Raw genomic sequence first — 20,123 nt, 5'->3', positions numbered from 1 at the left:
TAACGCATGACACAATGTGTCATATGGTGTATCGTGTGTCTCGACTCTCCGGGGAAACGGCCGCGGACGGCGCGGCCGACCCGATCCATTCAGGAGGCGAACATGGCGGAAACGCTGAGTCTGACGAAGGAGGCGCTGGTCGCGCTGGCGGAGCGGCGTCTCGACAACGAGGTGGGCGACAGCGGCTGGTCCGCGCGGCAGAAGCTCGCGCTCACGTGCCGGATCCTGTTCGACGCCGGTCACGATTCGGGCCTGGCCGGGCAGATCACCTGCCGTGCGGGCGACGCCGGCACGTACTACACGCAGCGGCTCGGGCTCGGTTTCGACGAGATCTCGGCCGCGAACCTGCTGCGCGTCAACGAGGATCTCGACGTCGTCGACGGCGAGGGCATCCCGAATCCGGCCAACCGGTTCCATACGTGGATCTACCGCGAGCGCCCGGACGTGAACTGCATCATCCATACGCATCCGGCGCATGTCGCGGCGCTGTCGATGCTCGAGCAGCCGCTCGTGGTGTCGCACATGGATACCTGCCCGCTGTACGACGATTGCGCGTTCCTGAAGGACTGGCCCGGCGTGCCGGTCGGCAACGAGGAGGGCGAGATCATCTCGAAGGCGCTCGGCAGCAAGCGCGCGATCCTGCTGTCGCATCACGGCCAGCTCGTGGTCGGCAAGACGATCGAGGAAGCGTGCATTCTCGCGCTGCTGATCGAGCGGGCTGCGAAGTTGCAGCTGCTTGCGATGGCGGCCGGCGAGATCAAGCCGGTGCCGCCCGCGCTGGCGCGCGAAGCGCACGACTGGATTTCGAAGCCGAAGCGCGATGCCGTGACGTTCGACTACTACGCGCGCAGGGCATTGCGTACGCACCAAGACTGCGTCGGATGAGCGGGCGATTCGTCGCTGCCGTGTCCGACCATCACTGAGGAAACCCTATCGTGTCCATCCTGCTGAAAGGCATCATTGCCTACCCGGTTACGCCGTTCTCCGCCGACGGCGATATTGACCTGAGCGCGCTCGATGCGCTGATCGAACGCCTGATTGCCGACGGCGTCCATGCGATCGCGCCGCTGGGCAGTACCGGCGAGAGCGCGTACCTGTGCGACGCCGAATGGGAGGCCGTCGCCGCCGCGTCGATCCGCACGGTGCGCCGGCGCGTGCCGACCGTCGTCGGCATTTCCGATCTCACCACGGCGGGCGCGGTGCGCCGCGCACGCTTCGCCGAACAGGCCGGCGCCGATGCGGTGATGGTGCTGCCGGTGTCCTACTGGAAGCTCGGCAACGACGAGATCGTCGCGCACTATCGCGCGATCGGCGACGCCATCGGCATCCCGATCATGCTGTACAACAATCCCGCAACGAGCGGCGTCGACATGTCGCCCGACCTGATCGCGACGATCTGCCGGGCCGTCGACAACGTGACGATGGTGAAGGAGAGCACCGGCGACATCGGGCGAATGCACCGGCTGGCGCAGCTGAGCGACGGCGCGATCCCGTTCTACAACGGCAGCAATCCGATGGCGCTCGCCGCGCTCGCGGCAGGCGCGGCGGGGTGGTGCACGGCCGCGCCGAACCTGAATGCGGCGTTGCCGCTGGCGCTGTTCGACGCGATGCGCGCGGGCGACCTCGCGCGCGCCAGGACGGTCTTTCATGCGCAGCTGCCGCTGCTGCAGTTCATCGTCAACGGCGGGTTGCCGGTGACCGTGAAGGCCGGGCTGCGCCTGCGCGGCTTCGATGCGGGCGAACCGAGGAAGCCGCTGATGCCGCTCGGCGACGCGCGTACGCGCGAGCTCGAACGCCTGCTCGCGGCGTTGCCGGACGGCGTGACGACATGAGCGATGCAGCATGGCCGGCGATTTCGGCCGCCATCGGCGCGGTGCGGGTCGGTAAGAGCCGGCCGCTGGCCGGCACGCCGCACGCCAGTGCGATCGACAAGCAGCCGGTCGGTGCGCGCGTGTGGCTGGGTACGCTCGGCTTCGCCGGCGACGAGCAGGCCGATGCGCGGCATCACGGAGGCATCGACAAGGCGGTCCACCACTATGCGTACGATCACTATGCGTGGTGGGCCGCGCAGATCGGCGCGCGCGACGTGCTCGCACAACCGGGCGCGTTTGGCGAGAACCTGTCGACGCACGGCGTGACCGAGCACGACGTGTGTCTCGGCGATGAGTTCACGCTGGGCGGCGCCGTGCTTCAGGTGTCGCAGTCGCGGCAGCCGTGCTGGAAGCTCAACGCACGTTTCGATCATCCGCGGATGGCCGCGCTCGTGCAGCAAAGCGGCCGGACCGGCTGGTACTACCGTGTGCTGCAGGAAGGCTGGGTGGCGCCGGGCGACGTGCTGGCGCTGCATGAGCGCCGCTATCCGCAATGGCCGCTGTCGACCGTGCTCGACGTGCTGTACCGGCGCACGCTCGACATGACTGCGCTCGATGCGCTGTGCGACGTTCCGATACTGCCGCCCGGCTGGCGCAAGATGCTCGAAAAGCGCCGGACGGAGCGGCAGGTCGAAGACTGGACGAAGCGGCTCGAAGGACGTTGACGGGCCGCGCGGCCGCGTGACTCAGTGGCTCAGTGGCTCGGCAGTTCCCGCACGTCGGCCGTTGGCGCCGAACCGAATGCATCGCTCAGCGCATAGCCGATCAGCTGTCGCGCGGCCGCCTCGGGCGTCGCGAGCGCGCCGCTCGACTTCAGTTGGTCGAATTTCTCGCGCATCGGGAAGTTGTCTTCGTTGGTCGAGCGGATCGTCGCCTGCATGCCCGTATCGACGACGCCCGGCGCGACGCTGCAGATCCGCAGCGCGCGGTTCGCGTCGAGCGCGACCGCGCGCGCATGGTGATCGAGCGCGGCCTTGGTCGCGCAGTAGACGCTCCAGCCCGCGTACGCGTTGCGTGCCGCGCCGCTCGACACGTGCAGGATCCGGCATTCGGTCGTGGCGGACGCCGCCTGCGCGAGCGCGGCCGACAGCATCAACGGTGCCGCGACGTTCACGCCGACCGCGCGCGCGACGATCGCCGGATCCTGCGCGGCGAGCGGGCCGATCGGATCGACGATGCCCGCGTTGTTGAACAGCAGCACGATCGACGCGCCGTCGACGAAGCGGCGCAGCGTATCGCCGGCCAGCCAGGCCGCGACGGCCGACGTGTCCGACAGGTCGAGTTCGATTTCGGCGAAACGGTCGCCGGCTTGCGACGCGAGCGTCGGATGGCGGCTGCGCGACACGCCGAGCACGGCGATGCCTTCCAGCAGCAGTTGTTCGGCGAGCGACGCCCCGAGGCCGCGCGTGTGTCCGGTGACGATGGCGCGTACGTGCGGTGCGGAGGATGAGGTCATGGCGATGAACGGGGCGAAGGGGTGGACGGATGAGTGGCGTCGACGAGCGGTGCGCATGCGTGGCGGCATGGCGTGCGTGACGGGCGATGCGTGGTATTGCGTGCGAAGGCGGTTGCGCGGCGCCGCAGACGTCGGGGTGACGCATATCGTAGCGCCCGCATGCGCGGCGTGCAAACGCAGCCGTGTGGGCGGACGCGGAATCTGCTGTGCCATGCGTATCCCACGCCGCGCGGCACCCGCTTGCCGATACGTTGGATGAAAGCCGGCTGCGGCAAGTGCGCGCGCCGGCACGCCGCGCGGCGCCCGGCCACGCAACGCGAGCTATCATATGGCTCGCCCGTGCGAGACGCCGGACGGGCCGCGATCGTTTCCCTTCACCTGCTTCACGCTGCGACGCCACCATGAACACCACGCCGGATACGCCCACGCCACGCGCCCTTCGCGAACTCACGCCCCTCGAGGCCCGCATTATCGGTGTGCTCGTCGAGAAACAGCACACGGTGCCGGACACCTATCCGCTGTCGCTGAATGCGCTGACCGCGGGCTGCAACCAGAAAACCGCGCGCTCGCCGGTGATGAACGTCAGCGAGGATGAGGTCACGACCGCGCTCGACGGGCTGAAGCACCTGAGCATCGTGATGGAAGGCAGCAGCAGCCGCGTGCCGCGTTTCGAGCACAACATGAACCGCGTGCTCGGCATTCCGAGCCAGGCGATCGCGCTGCTGACGATCCTGCTGCTGCGCGGCCCGCAGACGGCCGCCGAACTGCGCCTGAACAGCGCGCGCCTGCACGGCTTCGCCGATATCTCGTCGGTCGAGGCGTTCCTCGACGAACTCGCGGCGCGCGCGCAGCCGCTCGTCGTCCGGTTGCCGCGTGCACCGGGTGCGCGCGAGAATCGCTGGATGCACCTGATGTGCGGTGAAGTGAACATGGCCGACTTCGCGAGCGCGGATGCCGGCGGCGGCGCGGATTCGGTGCCGCCTTCCGAATTCGAAGCGCTGAAGGCCGAACAGAAACGCCTCGCGGATGAAGTGGCGCGGCTGAATGCGCTGGTTCAACGGATGGCCAGCGAACTGGGCATCGACGTCGACGCGCAAGGCGACGCGTCCTGACCCAGGCGATTGCGGTGCGTGCGCGTCGCCCGGCTCCACCGCCGTGCGGCCGGGCCGGGGAGCGATGCGGATACCGCCCGCATCGCTGCGCTACTTCAGCTTGACGCCCGGTACAAGATAACGCGAACCGCCCGGTTTCAGGATCGGTGCCAGCGCCGCAAACGAAGCGTCGAGTTGCGGCCCGAGACAGGCGCCCATCGCGTGCCCGATGCCGGATACGGCGAATGACAGCTTGCCGGGTGCATCGAGTTCGAACGCCAGATATTCGGGGAGCACGTCGGCGCACGACAGCGAATCGCCTTCGCCGTCCGTCACTCGTTCACCCTGTGTGGCCTTGTCGCGCAACCGCGTAATGAAACTCACCAGCGCGGGGCTCGTGTCCGGCGCGCCCTCCTTGCTTGGCGAAGTCGCGTCGATCACGCGATTCCAGTCGAGGTACGTACCACGCAGCAGGTCGAACGTGACCGGATCGTAGTGATTGTTCGGATGGGCGCCACCACAGTACGTACTGCCCGATTCGACGATGCCGAGTACCGCAGGCGACAGCCACGTGACCGTCACGTGTTCATCGTCGTAGTCGCCGAGCGAACCGGCGGCCGGCCCGTCGTCGGTGTAGCGGGTCGACGCGCATGCGAGTGCGGCGAGATTCATCTGCCAATGTTGCTGCTCGAGCAGGCGATTGACCCGTGCCATGATCGCCGGATCGGGATGGCGGCTCAGACGCGGATACATGAGCTTCGTGCGCGGATCGCGCCACATCCGGTACGCGACGGTCCCGCTTCCGATCTCGGGGCCGGCCGGCTGCGCGTGCCCGGCGAGCTTCAGCGTTGCATAAGGCGCCTGCCGCATATCGATGGCCGCGCCGCTTGCGATGCCGCTGCCGACGCCACCGGCGATGCGATCGGTGATCGCCTCGACGGAGCCGGGCGCGACTGCGTCGGGGTCGTATCCGGCGACGCGGCGCAACGCGAACGCGCGTGTCTTGCCGGAACGCGCATCGGTCCAGCGGCCGCGATAGCCGGCCTTGTCCCGCGTGCCCTGCCAGGTGGCCGCGGCATGATCGAAATCGGCCTGCTCGCGGACTCCCAATGGACTACGCGCATCGTCCGGCAACTGCGTTCTCACGAGCGGCTCGACCAGTTTCGCGGGCGTGCCGTGCAGCGGAATATCGACACCGTGCTGCGCATAGAAGTAGCGGCCCGAGATCGAACCATCGGCGGCCGGGCGATCGTCGAGTTCCATCACGACGGCGCCGGCGCCTTGCAGCGTGCCTTCGTAGACCGTGCGCGGCGCTGCATTCGCGATGCCCGCATGCAGCGCGACCAGCACCCACGTGATCCGGATCAGCGGGCGCATCACCAGCGGCACCCGGTTTGTTCGGAGGCATCGACGTCCAGCGCACGGCCGAACGCGGTCTGCTTGCCGGTGCGCGCGCTGGTATAGGTCATCGAATAGATCATCGCGCCCTGCGACATCATCTCGTAACGCCCATTGATCCTGCCGTCTACCATCTCGACCCAGGTCGTCGTGAACTGGTGCGGGCGGCCCTCGGCGAGCACTTCCTCGTCCACGTGCTCGACCACCAGCGGCAGCGCTGCTTTCGCTTTCGCATACCGGACCATAGCTCCCGACCAATCGACAGTGTCGTCGTAGTAGGTGCGCATCTCGAAGCGGACGGGTTTGTCGCCGTCCGATTTGAAGCAGTACACCTCGGTGGAGACCTTGGCGAACGCGGGTAGCGACGCGCAGAGCAGTAGAGCGGTGAAGGTTTTTTTCATGATGGACGGGGGAAGGATGAAGTGCGGTATCAACCGAGCACAATACGCGTAGCGCCCGCATCGACCAGCCGGAACAGCAGATCTTCGACGGCCGTCTCGGGCGCGGAGCCGAGATCCGCGTTGACGCGCCACCCCTGTACCGTGCGAACCGGTTCCGACAGGGTGTGAGCGATGCCATGCAGGCCGTCTTCGGCCGGCGTGTTTTCATCGTCAGCATCGAACCACGCGAAGAACCACGTCTTGAACGCATCGGCCGCCGCGCTTTCGTCGAGGCCGTCGGCCTCGATCGCGGCCCAGTCCCATACGAACGGGCGAATCGACACGGCCGCCGTTTCGAGGTCGAATGCCAACGGTTCGAACGCCAGCTGCGTGGCGGAATCGACCATCGTCGGCTGGCCGGCCGATTCGCCTTCGGTCGCGATGATGTCGGCCCGACACGGCAACGCGAGCGGCCCTTCGGTGGCGAGCGTGCCGTCGGCGCGCCGGTAGGCCGGTTCGACGATCACGGCCGGTTGTGCAGCTGCTTTCGCGAGCAGGTCGGCATACGGTTGGCGGATGGCGCGGAGCAGTTCGGAGACGGTCATCGTGGCGTGTCGGTTGGGCAGGGAACGATCGGTCGAAGGCAGGCGGTGCGCCGTGCGGCCGGCGTCGCACGACGCGGCCTTCGGCACCGGACAGCCGTGATCGTACGGCACTTCGGCAAAACGCGGACAGTCGGCCGAACGGTCAGGGCGCGCCCGCATCGCGCGGCGGATTTAGACGTTTACCTTCAAACAATGGAAAACGCCCATCGAACGCGCGCTCGTTGTGCTTCAATTCATCCGGTTTGCACTCCTACTAAAATTACGGATTCGGAACAGCCTGGATTACTCATTCACAGGAGACAGTCGATGGCTCGGAAACGGTTTTGAAGCGGCACACACGATGGTCTGCAACACCGCCGAACTTCCTTCGATGAAAGCAGTTGTCCCAGGGGCCCCAACCATGTCCTCCAGACGATTCATGATGGTCGCCGCCGCCGTGTCCGCCGCGCTGGCCATCGCCGCACCGCCGGCCGGCGCCGCCGCGCCGACCGTGTCCGACCCGTTCTACGCGTACACCGGCACCACGCCGTTGGCATCGATTCCACCGGGCACGGTGCTCAAGACGCGCAACGTCACCTATCACGTGGCCGGCATTCCCACCGCACTGACCGCGCAGCAGTTGCTGTATCGCACCCATAACGCGCTGAACCAGCCGGTCGTCAACGTGACGTCCGTGATCCGGAGCCCGGTCAGCAACGGCCAGGCCATCTCGTACCAGTCGGCCTACGATTCGCTGAACCCGTACGACGAGCCGTCGCAGGTGATCGCCGGCGACCGTGACGTCACCAAGATCATCAACGTCGGCACGCTGCTCTACAGCGCGGAATCGATTCCGCTGTCGACGCTGCTGCTGCTCGGCTACAACGTCATCGTGCCCGATACGGAAGGCCAGACGGCCGACTTTGCCGCCGGCCCCGAATACGGGATGACGACGCTCGATTCGATCCGCGCGGCGCTCAATACGCCGTCGACCGGCCTGAATCCGTCGAGCAAGGTCGCGATGATCGGCTATTCCGGCGGCGCGATCGCGACGAACTGGGCCGCGCAGCTCGCGCCGAGCTATGCGCCCGAGATCAACAAGCAGCTCGTCGGCGCGGCGGAAGGCGGCGTGCTGGTCGACCCCGCACACAACCTGCGCTACGTCGACGGCAGCATCGTGTGGGGCGGCGTGGCCGCGGCCGCGCTGGCCGGGCTGTCGCGCGGCTACGGCTTCGACCTGACGCCGTATCTCAGCGATACCGGCGTCGCCGTGTTCAAGGACATCCAGAGCCAGTCGCTGGCATACATCCTGCCGAAGTACACGGGGCTGCGTTGGGGCACGCTGTTCAAGCCGCAATACGCGCACGACATCAACAGCATTCCCGCGTACGTGACGTATGCGAACAAGGTGAATGCCGGGCTGGCCGCGTCGCCGACGATCCCGATGTTCATCGGCCAGGGTACGGCTGGCGTGCTCGATGGCACCTTCAGCAGCCAGGTGGGCGACGGCGTGATGCTGGCATACGATGTGCGCGCACTGGCGCAGAAGTTCTGCGCCAGCGGCACGCCGGTCACGTACACCGAGTATCCGCTCGAGCATGCGGGGGCGATCGTGCCGTGGGTGGCCGGGATGCTGCCGTGGCTCTACGACCGCTTCAACGGGAAAGCCGCGCCGAGCAACTGCTGGCTGACGTCGCTGCTGCCGAGCAATTCGCTGGCGCCCGAGACGCTGCACTAGCCGCACCGCACCGCACCGCACGACGCGGCGCATGGCCGGGCGACCCTTCATGGGTCGCCTTTTTACTTTCCGGGATTGACCGGGGGCGCATGACCGCGGCCGTCCCCCCGCCGCAACCCGCCGCCGTCCCGCCCGGGTGCCATAATCGAGTCTGCCCATCATTCCAGACGCCCCCCGGAGAATCACCATGCAGAACCTCGACAATCCTTCTCACGATCGCGAGGTAGGCAGCGCCGACGCGACGCAGGACACCACGCGCATCGACGACGTTCGCATCGGCGCCGTGCGCCCGCTGATTTCACCGGCGCTGCTGCTGGACGAACTGCCGGTGCCGGTCGCCACGCAGACGCTCGTCGAGGATACGCGCCGCGCGATCGGCGACATCCTGCACGGCCGCGACGACCGGCTGCTGCTCGTCGTCGGCCCGTGCTCGATCCACGATCACGACCAGGCGCTCGAATACGCGCGCCGCCTGAAGATCGCCGCCGAGGCGCTGAAGGACGATCTGCTGATCACGATGCGCGTCTACTTCGAGAAGCCGCGCACGACGGTCGGCTGGAAGGGCTACATCAACGACCCGCGCCTCGACGGCAGCTTCCGCATCAACGAAGGGCTGCGCGCCGCGCGGCAACTGCTGCTCGACATCAACGCGCTGGGCCTGCCGGCGTCGACCGAATTTCTCGACCTGCTGAGCCCGCAGTACATCGCCGACCTGATTGCGTGGGGCGCGATCGGCGCGCGCACGACCGAGAGCCAGAGCCATCGCCAGCTCGCGTCGGGCCTGAGCTGCCCGATCGGCTTCAAGAACGGCACCGACGGCGGCGTGCAGGTCGCGTCCGACGCGATCGTCGCCGCGGCTGCGAGCCATGCGTTCATGGGGATGACGAAGATGGGGATGGCCGCGATCTTCGAGACGCGCGGCAACGACGACGCGCACGTGATCCTGCGTGGCGGCAAGAACGGCCCGAACTACGACGCCGAACATGTCGAGGCGAGCTGCGCGGTGCTGCGCAAGGCCGGCTTGCGCGAGCAGGTGATGGTCGACTGTTCGCACGCGAACTCGAACAAGTCGCACGACCGGCAGATCGACGTCGCGCAGGATCTCGCGCGGCAGCTTGCGCAGGGCGAGCACCGGATCGTCGGCGTGATGGTCGAGAGCCATCTCGAGGCCGGACGCCAGGACCTGAAGCCGGGCGTGCCGCTGAAATACGGCGTATCGATCACCGATGCATGCCTGAGCTGGACGCAGACGGAGCCGGTGCTCGACGTGCTGGCGGAGGCGGTGCGGCATCGGCGCGTGTATTCGCGCAACGCGTGACGGGTGCTGCGTCATCGCGTCCAATGCAGCGTTGCGCGAGTGGCGCTAACATGGGCCGGTGCGATGCGTCGTGCGCGAGCCGCCGTGCTTCGCGCGGCGCATGCACGGCGGCGGCTTGGCCGGCCGCCGACACCGACAACAATTCACCGGAGTAACTGACAGCATGGCTTTCTACAAGACCCTCATCGCAGCAACCGTCCTCGCCTCGAGCGTCAGCGCGCATGCGCAGATCGCCGGCGCGCAGCCGCTCAGCGTGACCGTCGAGCAATCGCAGGCGCTGCTCGAAGGCTGGAGCGTGAAGAAGAGCGTGCTCGGCAAGACCGTGTACAACGACGCGAACCAGAAGGTCGGCACCGTGCGCGACCTGATCGTCGCACCGGACGGCTCGGTGTCGGCGGCGATCGTGTCGGCCGGCGGCTTCCTCGGCGTGGCCGCGCACGACGTCGCGGTGCCGATCGCGTCGCTCGACGTGCGCAACGGCAACATCTACCTGCCGGGCGCGACGAAGGACGCGCTGAAGTCGACGCCCGCGTTCCAGTACGCGAAGGTGCCGTCGCCGCCGAAGCCGAAGAAGGTCGACGACAAGCACTGAGCCAGCACTGATTTGCACGGCCCGGCGCGCAACGCGCCGGGCTGGGTCCAGCCGACCACACGCTCAAGAGGCTCGTGCGCCGGCCTGGACCTTCAGGCCTCGGGCGCTTGCTCGCCCAGCCAGGTTCCGCTGAACCCGAACGCGACCGGCCCGCTCAGGAATACGCTGCCGGCGCCATCCCAACGCACCGTCACGTCGCCGCCGTCGCACTCGACCCGCACGGTCTCGTCGAGCAGCCCGCGCCGGATGCCGTTGACGACCGCCCCGCACGAACACGATCCCGAACCGAGCGGCACGCCGCCGCCGCGCTCCCAGATGCGCAGGCGAATATGCGTGCGATCGATGACCTGAACGAAATGCACGTTGGTTTTCCGCGGAAACAGCGGATGCGTTTCGATGGCCGGGCCGAGCGCCGCGACATCGAGCGCGCGGAGATCGTCGACGAAGAACGTGCAATGGGGATTGCCCATGTTGCACGCGGCCGGCGCGCCGGGCAGCGGCAGCGCGAGCGTGTCGAGTGCGTCGGCGAGCGGCACGTCGCGCCAGCCGGTGAGCGGCCGGCCCATCTCGACGGTGATCAGGCCGTTCGCCTCCGTCGAGCACACGAGATACCCGCGGGGAGTCCGCAGCACGAGCGACGACAGGCCGGTTTCCCGCATCAGTTGCCACGCGACGCCGCGCGTCGCGCTGCCGCAGGTGTCGAGCGGCGAGCCGTCCGCGTTCCAGAACGCGACGCGGGCCGCCGCGTCGTCGCAGTCCGACACGACCGCGAGCTGGTTGAAGCCGATGCCGAAACGCCGGTCGCCCATGCGCCGCACCAGGTCAGGGGCGATGTGGTGCGCTTGATCCTGGTCGTGACCGCGCAGGTCGACGATGGCGAAGTCATCGCCATTCGCGTTCATCTTCTGAAATCCGAGCGGCATGACAGTTCCGGAAGGGGGCAGGCAAACACTGTACGTCGCTCGCCGTTCGCGATCAATCGCCGCACGATGTCGTGCCAGCACCGTGCATCTACGTAATTCTACGTAGCTTCGCATACGTAGTTATCCGCTTGTAAGCCGCCCCGGTCGCGCGGAATACTACGGCCCATCGCCCCGGTCTCCGCGAGACCGCGGCACGACGCATCGACGTCACGTGTGTGCGGCACCCTCGCCGCATGCCATCTAAAACCACATTGGAGACCAGGAGACGCCATGAATCGGGCTTCCAGTACCCTGCTCTGGATCGCGGTCGCGCTGCTCGGCGCGTTCGCGTTCGGCACGATCGCACTCGCACACGGCGAGCGCGTCAGTGCCCTCTGGATCGTGATCGCCGCAGTCTGCGTGTATCTGATCGCGTATCGCTTCTACAGCCGTTTCATCGCCAGCAAGGTGATGCAGCTCGACGGGCTGCGGATGACGCCGGCCGTCAAGTACAACGACGGCCTCGACTACGTGCCGACCAACAAGTACGTGCTGTTCGGCCATCACTTCGCCGCGATCGCCGGCGCCGGACCGCTCGTCGGGCCCGTGCTCGCCGCGCAGATGGGCTACACGCCCGGCATGCTGTGGATCCTGGCCGGCGTCGTGTTCGCCGGCGCGGTGCAGGACTTCATCGTGCTGTTCATTTCGACGCGCCGCGACGGCCGCTCGCTCGGCGATCTCGTCAAGATGGAGCTCGGCACGGTGCCCGGCGTGATCGCGCTGTTCGGCGCGTTCTTGATCATGGTGATCATCCTCGCGGTGCTCGCGCTGATCGTCGTGAAGGCGCTGACCAATTCGCCGTGGGGCACGTTCACCGTCGCCGCGACGATCCCGATCGCGCTGTTCATGGGCGTCTACACGCGCTACATCCGTCCGGGCCGCATCGGCGAAGTGTCGATCATCGGCTTCGTGCTGCTGATGGCATCGATCGCGTTCGGCCAGCACGTGCACGATTCGCCGACGCTCGCCGCATGGTTCACGTTCACGGGCACGCAGCTCACGTGGATCCTGATCGGCTACGGCTTCGTCGCATCGGTGCTGCCGGTGTGGCTGCTGCTCGCGCCGCGCGACTACCTGTCGACGTTCCTGAAGATCGGCACGATCCTCGGTCTCGCGATCGGCATCCTGGTCGTCGCGCCGGAGCTGAAGATGCCCGCGCTGACGAAGTTCGTCGACGGCACGGGCCCGGTGTGGTCGGGCAACCTGTTCCCGTTCCTGTTCATCACGATCGCGTGCGGCGCCGTGTCGGGTTTCCATGCGCTGATCTCGTCGGGCACGACGCCGAAGCTGATCGACAACGAAACCAACGCGCGCTTCATCGGTTACGGCGCGATGCTGATGGAATCGTTCGTCGCGATCATGGCGCTGGTCGCCGCGTGCGTGATCGAGCCGGGCATCTACTTCGCGATGAACGCGCCGGCCGCCGTGCTCGGCTCGACGCCGGAAGCGGTGGCCAGCACCGTCACGCAATGGGGCTTCGTGCTGACGCCCGACATGCTGACGCAGACCGCGAAGGCCGTCGGCGAAACGACGATCGTCGCGCGCGCGGGCGGCGCGCCGACGCTGGCCGTCGGCATGGCGCACATCCTGCACCAGGTGATCGGCGGCGAAGCGATGATGGCGTTCTGGTATCACTTCGCGATCCTGTTCGAGGCACTGTTCATCCTGACGGCCGTCGACGCCGGCACGCGTGCGGGCCGCTTCATGCTGCAGGATCTGCTCGGCACGTTCCACCCGGCGCTCAAGCGCACCGAGTCGCTGCCCGCGAACCTGGTCGCCACCGCGCTGTGCGTGGCCGCGTGGGGCTACTTCCTGTACCAGGGCGTGGTCGATCCGCTCGGCGGCATCAACACGCTGTGGCCGCTGTTCGGCATCTCGAACCAGATGCTCGCCGCGATCGCGCTGGTGCTCGGCACCGTCGTGCTGTTCAAGATGAAGCGCGAGCGCTATGCGTGGGTGACGATCGTGCCGACCGTATGGCTGCTGATCTGCACGCTGACCGCCGGCTGGCAGAAGATTTTCGACGCGAACCCGAAGGTCAGCTTCCTCGCGCACGCCGCGAAGCTGCAGGCCGCGGTGGATGAAGGCAAGGTGCTCGCGCCGGCGAAGTCGATCGCGCAGATGAAGCGGATTATCTTCAACGACTACATCGACGCGGCGTTGGCCGGGCTGTTCATCTTCGTCGTCGTGAGCATCGCGGTGTACGGCGTGATCGCCGTGCTGCGCGCGCGCCGCGAATCGAAGCCGACCGTGCGCGAGACGCCGTACGAAGCGGCGCCGGTCGCGCAGGCGCTCGGCAGCGGACGTTAAGGGGAGGCCGCGATGTTCAGCGATCTTGGCAGCGACCTGCGCAGTGCGGGGCGTTACCTCGGGCAGGCGTTGCGGCTGATGGTCGGCCTGCCCGACTACGACACCTATGTCGCGCACATGCGCGAAACCCATCCGGACCGCGAGCCGATGACGTACGAGGAATTCTTCCGCGAGCGTCAGAATGCGCGGTACGGGTCGGGGGCAGGGAAGTGCTGTTGAACCGCACCGCTATCGCGGTTCGGTGATCGACAGGGAAGCGCCGCGAAGGATTTCGCGGCGCTTTTTCTTTGGCGCACCGGCGGCGCGCATGCAGCGGGAATCGCCGCGTCGTTTGCCGGCGCGCAGCGCGGCAACGGCCGGCGGCCGGTATCATAGGGTTCACTTTTCCCGATGGACCCGCAGGAGAACACGTCGTGCATGTCGGTGAGCGTTTCAACAGCATTTCCCATCTCGTCGGCGCTGTGCTGTCGGTGGTCGGTCTCGTCGCGCTCGTGACGATGGGCGCGCTCGAAGGCGATCCGTACAAGGTGGTGAGCTTCAGCGTGTACGGCGCGATGCTGATCCTGCTCTATGCGATCTCGACGCTGTATCACAGCGTGCGCAGCCCGCGCCTGAAAGCGATCCTGCAGAAATGCGACCACTCGGCGATCTATCTGCTGATCGCCGGCAGCTATACGCCGTTTACGCTGGTCACGCTGCGCGGTCCGTGGGGCTGGTCGCTGTTTGGCGTGAGCTGGGGGCTGGCCGTGTTCGGCATCGTGCAGGAACTGACGCTCGGACGGCGCACGCGCATGCTGTCGATGATCCTGTACGTGGCGATGGGCTGGCTCGCGCTCGTCGCGGTGCGCCCGCTGATCCATGCGCTGCCGCCGGTCGGCACCGCGTGGCTCGTGGCCGGCGGCCTGATCTACAGCGCGGGGATCTACTTCTTCATCAACGACGAGCGTATCCGCCACGGGCACGGCATCTGGCACCTGTTCGTGCTGGCCGGGAGCCTGTGCCAGTTCGTCAGTGTCGCGATGTATGTCGCGTGAGCGGCGGCGAGCGTTGATCCGTTGACGGCGCGTGCGTTACCGGCGCGTGGCGGCCTGCAGCGCGAGAAAGCCGACCCATCCCCAGTACACGCGATGATGCGCGATCAGCCCGTCGCGCAGATCCATCACCTCGACGAGATCGACCTGGTCGCCGTCCGGCGTGGCGCGCGGATATTCCCACGTGAGCTGGCGGCCGTTCGAGAAGAACAGCCCGGTGCGGTACCAGCGCCCGAGCCCGTTACCCGGATTGCGCAGGCCGGCCGCGAAGAATGCGCGGATCGCGGCCTTGCCGTGCAGCACGCCGGAGCCGTGACCGGGCAGCGTGACGACGACCAGCGGCGTTTCGAGCACCGCGTCGTCGGCATACAGCGCCATCAGCGCATCGACGTTGCGCGCGACCACGGCCGCGTGCCAGTTTTCATGAATGTGCCGGGCATCGGCGTCGGTGTGTGTCATGGCGGGTTCCGGAAGCATCGATAACGGAACCCACTGTAGGGGCGCGCCGCCGCGACACGTTTCACGTCAACCCGAAACGTGGATGTCGCCGCGGCGCGGGTGGCCGCGTGCCGGCCGTTATCCGGCCAGCGCGTCCAGATTCAGCACATGCGACTTCCCGATCCACGCCGCGCAATCGCGATGGTCGCGCAGTTCGTCGCCCGTATTCGGATGCAGGAAGATATCGAGCGCGCCGTGGTTCAGCACGAGCCACGGCACGATGTCGTCGAAGCGCGCGGCGTCGAACGCGATCTGGTACGACCACGCCGGGTGCGGGCCGACGAGGCGTTCGTGAAAGCGGCCGAGTTCGATGACCGCGCCGAACCGTTCGTCGACGACCTGGCGAAATGCCCAGGCCGCGTCGCGGCTGGCCGCATCGAAATAGACGTGCGCGTGCCAACTGTGGATGGCGGTGGTGTCGAGGGCAGCCATGGAAGGACTCGAAAAAAATGGGAATGCATGAGGTGCCGTGCGAAACGGCCGATGGATGATTATCGCGCGTCCTTGCTGTGCGCGTCGTGTCGCGATCCGGCAATCCGGACGCGACGACTTGTCCTGAATCAGGAGAATCGTTCGATTCGATAAGGCCGGTGCTTGGGATATCCGGTATCCGCACGCGCGATATCACGCCGGAAGCCTTGTCGGAAGGTACGCCGGCCGTGATCGCATCGGCAACACGTCATTTCGGAAATTGAAAAAGCGCTGCATGCGCTGCTCCGGATCGTCTGAACAAATGCGATCAGCGCGTTGAATGAAATAAAGAAATTCCGGTTTGGCGGGATTCGCGCATCACGCGGTTTGCGCACCGATTCCCGAAGCCGAAAATATCAATTGCAGAATCGGCTATTCAAGCGGAATGCAGCGCGACATACGATGGTTGTCCCCGCATCGTCGAACCCGATCGATGCGGGGACAACCACCTGGAGGCCACGATGCGATCCCTCGTTCCCGTTGCTGTACTGTCCTGCGCACTCGTTGCGCTGCCCGCCGTCAGCTTTGCACAGTCGGCCGTACCCGATGGCGCGCCGTATGCCGCACAGCCGACCTGGTCGGCGGCGCGTGCCGAAACCGACGCGCAACTGATGCAAATGACGCGTGCCGGCTATCGCGCGACGTCGGCCGGCAACCAGAACTATCCGCTCGCGATGCAGCGTGCCCTCGAACGTGTCCGCAATCCGGTGCCGGACCGGTCGCGCGAAGAGCGGGCCGAGATGGAAGCGCGCGCCGCGCGCGATGTGCAGGGCGGCCATCCGGTCAAGGCGTTCTTCGTGAAGACCGCGTATTACCTGAAGGGCGAGAACACGTTCTGATGCAGGAGACGAGCATGGCTTGCCCGATCCGATTTGCCGGCGTCGTGCGCGCGTCGGCACCGCGCCGGCTGCCGGACGCGCGAGCGACGCAGCGGCGGGACGATGGGCACGGCGCGCGGCGTCGTGCGAAACATCCGCGCCATGTGCGCCATGTGCGCCGCGACGCCGTTGCGTGCCGCATCGCATGGCCGGCCGTCGCGGCGGGCGATGCGCCCGCAAGCGGGGGCCAATCATGAAGGGCACCCGGAAGAACCGTCGCCACGTGCCGCTGACCCGCGAGTGGCTGCTGCCGCTGCCGCCCGTGCATGCGCGCGACATCTCGCTGAAATGCCACATGGCGCTCGTCGCGCTGCGTGGCGGGCATGGCAACGAAGCGCTGCTGATGCGCTTGCGCACGAGCGTCTACCTGGTGTTCCTGGCGCTCGACGATGCGGTATGCGCGGACGCGGACATCGACCTGTGCGTCGACGCGGAGCGTGCGCTCGATGCGGGCGTGGCGCGCGCGGCGCAAAGCGGCGCATGGACGCTGCGCGACGATGAGTGCGCGGTACTCGAGCATGTGCTTGCGGCGAACGACACGTGCGTCACGACGCTCACGCGGCATCGGCTGGCCGAGCTGTGGGAGCACGTCTGCGCGTTCGCATCGAGCGGTCAGCCGGCGCTCGTTGCGAGCGCGGCGGAGAAGATGCGCGTGCATGCGGCCGAATCGCTGGCCGCGTAAGATCGCACCGGTTTCGCAGGGAGGATGGAGGAGACAGGGCCGACCGCACCGGCGCGGCGACGCAGTCGCGTTGTTTCAGCGAATGCGTGGCTGTCGCGGCACTCAACACGGTGACGGCGAAACGCGACTCGAAACCACGGCCCAAAACGAAAGCGCCACGGAGCGGACTCCGTGGCGCTTCATTTTTTCCCCGCCGGCGCGGAGGCATGGCCCCCGCGTGGCGAAACGCATTCAGGCTGCTGCTGCCGGCTTCGCCGCCTTCTGCAGCTTGCCCTTGCCGGCGCGCTGGATTTCCTCGAGCTTGATCTCGACGTGACGCGAGAACACGTACTCGGCCGGGCGCTGCTTGTCGATCGGAATGTCCGGTGCGAACGGGCCGTCGGTCTTGATGCCCTTGCGGCTCACGGCGAACGCCTTCAGCGGGTGCGCCATCGTGTCCATCACGGCGGTCGCTTCGAAGCCGCAGTGGACCATGCAGTCCGCGCACTTCTCGTAGTTGCCGACGCCGTAGTTGTCCCAGTTCGTGTCTTCCATCAGTTCCTTGAAGGTCTTCACGTAACCTTCGCCGACCAGGTAGCACGGCTTCTGCCAGCCGAACACCGTACGCGCCGGGTTGCCCCACGGCGTGCACTTGTACGTCTGGTTGCCGGCCAGGAAGTCGAGGAACAGCGACGACTGGCTGAACGACCAGCGCTTGCCGCCTTCGCCGCGCTTCAGGATCTCGCGGAACAGGTTCTTCGTCTTGTCGCGGTTCAGGAAGTGCTGTTGATCCGGCGCGCGTTCATACGCGTAGCCCGGCGACACGGTGATGCCGTCGACGCCGATCGGCTTCAGCGTATCGAAGAACTTCGCGACGCGCTCGGGGATCGCATCGTTGAACAGCGTGCAGTTGATGTTCACGCGGAAGCCGCGGCGCTTCGCTTCCTTGATCGCCGCGACGGCCTTGTCGTACACGCCTTCCTGCGACACCGAGTGGTCGTGCATCTGTGCGTCGCCGTCGAGGTGGACCGACCAGACGAAGTACGGGCTCGGCTGGTAGTCGTCCATCTTCTTTTCCATCAGCAGCGCGTTCGTGCAGAGGTAGACGAACTTCTTGCGCTTCATGATGCCGCGGACGATTTCCGGCATTTCCTTGTGCAGCAGCGGCTCGCCGCCTGCGATCGACACGATCGGTGCGCCGCACTCGTCGACCGCTTCCAGGCATTCCTGGACGGACAGGCGCTGGTTCAGGATGGGATCCGGGTAATCGATCTTGCCGCAGCCGTTGCACGCGAGGTTGCAGCGGAACAGCGGCTCGAGCATCAGCGCGAGCGGATAGCGTTTGTTGCCGGACAGGTGTTGGCGCGTGATGTACGCACCGACGCGGACTTGCTGGAGCAGCGGAATAGACAAGAGATGTCCTCCTTAAACTTCGCGGGCGACAGCTTGCGTGAGCTTCGCCGGCAGCTTGAATTCGACTTTTTCTTCACGGCCCGACATCGTCGTGACGTCGACGGGCCCCAGCGCGCGCAACGCGCCGATTACATCTTCGACCATCTCCTCGGGCGCGGACGCCCCGGCGGTCAGGCCAACGGTATTCGCATTCGCGAACCATTCGGCCTTGACTTCCGAACCGTCGGCGACGAGGTAGCTCGGCACACCGCTTTCGGTGCCGATCTCGCGCAGGCGGTTCGAGTTCGAACTGTTCGTCGCACCGACCACGAGCAGCACGTCGACCTGTTCGCTCAGCTCGCGCACGGCGGCCTGGCGATTCTGCGTTGCGTAGCAGATGTCGCGCGTGTCCGGGCCGACGAGGTCGGTGAACCGGCGCTGCAGCGCTTCGATGATGCCGCGCGTGTCGTCGACCGACAGCGTGGTCTGCGTGATGTACGCGACCGGCGTGTCGACGGGCAGCGTCAGCGTATCGACTTCGGCTTCGCTCTGCACGAGGATCACCTCGGCCGGAATCTGGCCGATCGTACCCTCGACTTCCGGGTGGCCCGCATGGCCGATCAGGATCAGCCGGCGGCCCGCCGCGACGTACTGGCGGCCCTGCACGTGCACTTTCGTGACGAGCGGGCAGGTGGCGTCGAGCACGTCGAGCCCACGCGTTTCCGCGTCGCGCTCGACCGTCTGGGCGACACCGTGCGCGCTGAAGATCGCGACAGCGCCGTGGGGCACCTCGTCGAGTTCCTCAACGAATCGTGCCCCTTTATTACGCAGATTTTCGACGACATGCCGGTTATGCACGATCTCATGACGCACATAGACCGGCGCACCGTGCTGTTGCAGCGCGCGATCGACGATCTCGATCGCACGGACAACCCCCGCACAAAAGCCGCGGGGCTGGGCAAGGATGACTCGCATAAGTGAGCGAACTCCGACGACAGACGCCGGGGTTCGAGGAGCTGGCACTTGCTCGCTCGCCCCGGCTTGATGTTATGAAGGCAGGAACGAACCGGCCGGCCAGGCCCCGGAACCCCGAATTAATCGCGCATTTTAACCCTATCGGGCAGTCCTTGCTTCGGTGCTGTGTCTGCCGTGTTGCATTTGCGGGAGAGCCGCGTCGGCGCTGGCGCGCGCGGAACCCAGTAAACTAGGCGGTTTCGCGGGCAGCCGCTCCGGCTGCCCGGCGTCGCGCTCATTTCAAGGCCATTCGATGACCGTCGATTCTTACGCGTATTGCCCGGCCGCCCGTGCGGTTTCGGGCGTTTTGTTCCTGACCCCTATTGATTCTGCCGATGCCGGCGCCCCGCAGGAGGCGCGCCGATGATGCTGGCCCTCGCTTTCCTGGTGTCTGGCCTGTCGCTGATGATCTGGATCGTACTGCTCGTCGCGCGCGGCGGCTTCTGGCGCGCGGTGCCCGCGCGGCCGCTGCCGCCCG

At 66.7% G+C, this 20,123-nt stretch carries 21 protein-coding genes; 12 read left to right on the top strand and 9 right to left on the bottom strand.

Annotated elements, in window-relative coordinates:
- Positions 1 to 102: 102 nt before the first annotated feature.
- The 3 genes from G3N64_RS14295 to G3N64_RS14285 are packed head-to-tail and all read left to right on the top strand — an operon-like array spanning position 103 to position 2,536.
- Complete coding sequence (locus tag G3N64_RS14295; RefSeq protein ID WP_205784534.1) at positions 103 to 885, top strand: aldolase; 783 nt, start codon at positions 103 to 105, stop codon at positions 883 to 885.
- 50 nt (positions 886 to 935) lie between these two features.
- Positions 936 to 1,832 carry a dihydrodipicolinate synthase family protein gene (locus G3N64_RS14290; RefSeq protein ID WP_205784533.1) on the top strand — a complete coding sequence of 299 codons (897 nt, stop codon included), beginning with the start codon at positions 936 to 938 and terminating at the stop codon, positions 1,830 to 1,832.
- Positions 1,829 to 2,536 (top strand): MOSC domain-containing protein, encoded by a 708-nt coding sequence (locus G3N64_RS14285; RefSeq protein ID WP_205784532.1) that lies wholly within the window; start codon positions 1,829 to 1,831, stop codon positions 2,534 to 2,536. Before G3N64_RS14290 ends, G3N64_RS14285 begins: the two co-directional genes overlap by 4 nt.
- Positions 2,537 to 2,565: 29 nt before the next feature.
- On the opposite strand, the gene G3N64_RS14280 is transcribed toward G3N64_RS14285, so the two are convergent.
- The gene (locus tag G3N64_RS14280) at positions 2,566 to 3,327 is read right to left on the bottom strand and encodes an SDR family oxidoreductase (RefSeq protein WP_205784531.1); all 762 of its coding nucleotides are present in this window, start codon (positions 3,325 to 3,327) and stop codon (positions 2,566 to 2,568) included.
- A 401-nt stretch (positions 3,328 to 3,728) separates the two neighbouring features.
- On the opposite strand from G3N64_RS14280, the gene G3N64_RS14275 reads away from it, so the two are divergent.
- Complete coding sequence (locus G3N64_RS14275; RefSeq protein WP_205784530.1) at positions 3,729 to 4,439, top strand: YceH family protein; 711 nt, start codon at positions 3,729 to 3,731, stop codon at positions 4,437 to 4,439.
- 90 nt (positions 4,440 to 4,529) lie between these two features.
- On the opposite strand, the gene G3N64_RS14270 is transcribed toward G3N64_RS14275, so the two are convergent.
- Genes G3N64_RS14270 through G3N64_RS14260 form a run of 3 tightly spaced genes read right to left on the bottom strand, consistent with a single transcriptional unit; the run spans position 4,530 to position 6,801 of the window.
- Positions 4,530 to 5,795, bottom strand: coding sequence for a hypothetical protein (locus tag G3N64_RS14270; RefSeq protein WP_205784571.1), 1,266 nt, complete (start codon positions 5,793 to 5,795; stop codon positions 4,530 to 4,532).
- A complete protein-coding gene (locus G3N64_RS14265; RefSeq protein ID WP_205784529.1) occupies positions 5,795 to 6,217 on the bottom strand; it encodes a hypothetical protein in 423 nt (140 codons plus the stop codon). The genes G3N64_RS14270 and G3N64_RS14265 overlap by 1 nt, the downstream gene beginning before the upstream one ends.
- Before the next feature lie 29 nt (positions 6,218 to 6,246).
- Positions 6,247 to 6,801 (bottom strand): hypothetical protein, encoded by a 555-nt coding sequence (locus G3N64_RS14260; protein ID WP_205784528.1) that lies wholly within the window; start codon positions 6,799 to 6,801, stop codon positions 6,247 to 6,249.
- Positions 6,802 to 7,201: 400 nt separating this feature from the next.
- On the opposite strand from G3N64_RS14260, the gene G3N64_RS14255 reads away from it, so the two are divergent.
- The 3 genes from G3N64_RS14255 to G3N64_RS14245 all read left to right on the top strand — a co-directional run bounded on the left by G3N64_RS14255 (position 7,202) and on the right by G3N64_RS14245 (position 10,428).
- Positions 7,202 to 8,518, top strand: a complete 1,317-nt coding sequence (locus G3N64_RS14255; protein WP_205784527.1) for a lipase family protein — start codon at positions 7,202 to 7,204, stop codon at positions 8,516 to 8,518.
- 187 nt (positions 8,519 to 8,705) lie between these two features.
- Positions 8,706 to 9,836 (top strand): 3-deoxy-7-phosphoheptulonate synthase, encoded by a 1,131-nt coding sequence (locus G3N64_RS14250; RefSeq protein WP_241020964.1) that lies wholly within the window; start codon positions 8,706 to 8,708, stop codon positions 9,834 to 9,836.
- Positions 9,837 to 9,999: 163 nt separating this feature from the next.
- On the top strand, positions 10,000 to 10,428 hold the full coding sequence (locus G3N64_RS14245; protein WP_205784526.1) for a PRC-barrel domain-containing protein: 429 nt from the start codon (positions 10,000 to 10,002) through the stop codon (positions 10,426 to 10,428).
- 92 nt (positions 10,429 to 10,520) lie between these two features.
- On the opposite strand, the gene dapF is transcribed toward G3N64_RS14245, so the two are convergent.
- Positions 10,521 to 11,351, bottom strand: coding sequence for a diaminopimelate epimerase (dapF, locus tag G3N64_RS14240; RefSeq protein WP_205784525.1), 831 nt, complete (start codon positions 11,349 to 11,351; stop codon positions 10,521 to 10,523).
- A gap of 270 nt (positions 11,352 to 11,621) precedes the next feature.
- Here dapF and G3N64_RS14235 point away from each other — a divergent pair, with 270 nt between their 5' ends.
- The 3 genes from G3N64_RS14235 (at position 11,622) to G3N64_RS14225 (ending at position 14,734) form a co-directional block, all read left to right on the top strand.
- Positions 11,622 to 13,700 (top strand): carbon starvation CstA family protein, encoded by a 2,079-nt coding sequence (locus G3N64_RS14235; protein ID WP_205784524.1) that lies wholly within the window; start codon positions 11,622 to 11,624, stop codon positions 13,698 to 13,700.
- A gap of 12 nt (positions 13,701 to 13,712) precedes the next feature.
- On the top strand, positions 13,713 to 13,919 hold the full coding sequence (locus G3N64_RS14230; protein WP_006480280.1) for a YbdD/YjiX family protein: 207 nt from the start codon (positions 13,713 to 13,715) through the stop codon (positions 13,917 to 13,919).
- 194 nt (positions 13,920 to 14,113) lie between these two features.
- Positions 14,114 to 14,734, top strand: a complete 621-nt coding sequence (locus G3N64_RS14225; RefSeq protein WP_085038110.1) for a hemolysin III family protein — start codon at positions 14,114 to 14,116, stop codon at positions 14,732 to 14,734.
- A gap of 36 nt (positions 14,735 to 14,770) precedes the next feature.
- Here G3N64_RS14225 and G3N64_RS14220 read toward each other — a convergent pair whose 3' ends face one another.
- Entirely contained in the window at positions 14,771 to 15,190 is a 420-nt protein-coding gene (locus tag G3N64_RS14220; protein WP_205784523.1) for a nuclear transport factor 2 family protein, read from the bottom strand.
- A gap of 117 nt (positions 15,191 to 15,307) precedes the next feature.
- Entirely contained in the window at positions 15,308 to 15,661 is a 354-nt protein-coding gene (locus tag G3N64_RS14215; RefSeq protein WP_205784522.1) for a DOPA 4,5-dioxygenase family protein, read from the bottom strand.
- A gap of 500 nt (positions 15,662 to 16,161) precedes the next feature.
- Between G3N64_RS14215 and G3N64_RS14210 the strand changes: the two genes are divergently transcribed.
- Entirely contained in the window at positions 16,162 to 16,539 is a 378-nt protein-coding gene (locus tag G3N64_RS14210) for a hypothetical protein (RefSeq protein ID WP_205784521.1), read from the top strand.
- Positions 16,540 to 16,771: 232 nt separating this feature from the next.
- Positions 16,772 to 17,260 (top strand): hypothetical protein, encoded by a 489-nt coding sequence (locus G3N64_RS14205; protein WP_205784520.1) that lies wholly within the window; start codon positions 16,772 to 16,774, stop codon positions 17,258 to 17,260.
- Between the two features lie 231 nt (positions 17,261 to 17,491).
- Here the strand turns inward: G3N64_RS14205 and hpnH are convergent, their stop codons facing one another.
- Both hpnH and ispH read right to left on the bottom strand, forming a co-directional pair.
- Positions 17,492 to 18,652, bottom strand: coding sequence for an adenosyl-hopene transferase HpnH (gene hpnH, locus G3N64_RS14200; protein WP_039349540.1), 1,161 nt, complete (start codon positions 18,650 to 18,652; stop codon positions 17,492 to 17,494).
- Between the two features lie 12 nt (positions 18,653 to 18,664).
- Complete coding sequence (gene ispH / locus G3N64_RS14195; protein ID WP_205784519.1) at positions 18,665 to 19,606, bottom strand: 4-hydroxy-3-methylbut-2-enyl diphosphate reductase; 942 nt, start codon at positions 19,604 to 19,606, stop codon at positions 18,665 to 18,667.
- Between the last annotated feature and the right edge of the window lie 517 nt (positions 19,607 to 20,123).

It is taken from the genome of Burkholderia sp. Ac-20344, assembly GCF_017104975.1.
In the GTDB taxonomy this organism is placed as follows: Bacteria; Pseudomonadota; Gammaproteobacteria; order Burkholderiales; family Burkholderiaceae; genus Burkholderia.
Note: the sequence above shows the minus strand (reverse complement) of the source record. Positions and strands in the feature narration are given on the sequence as shown.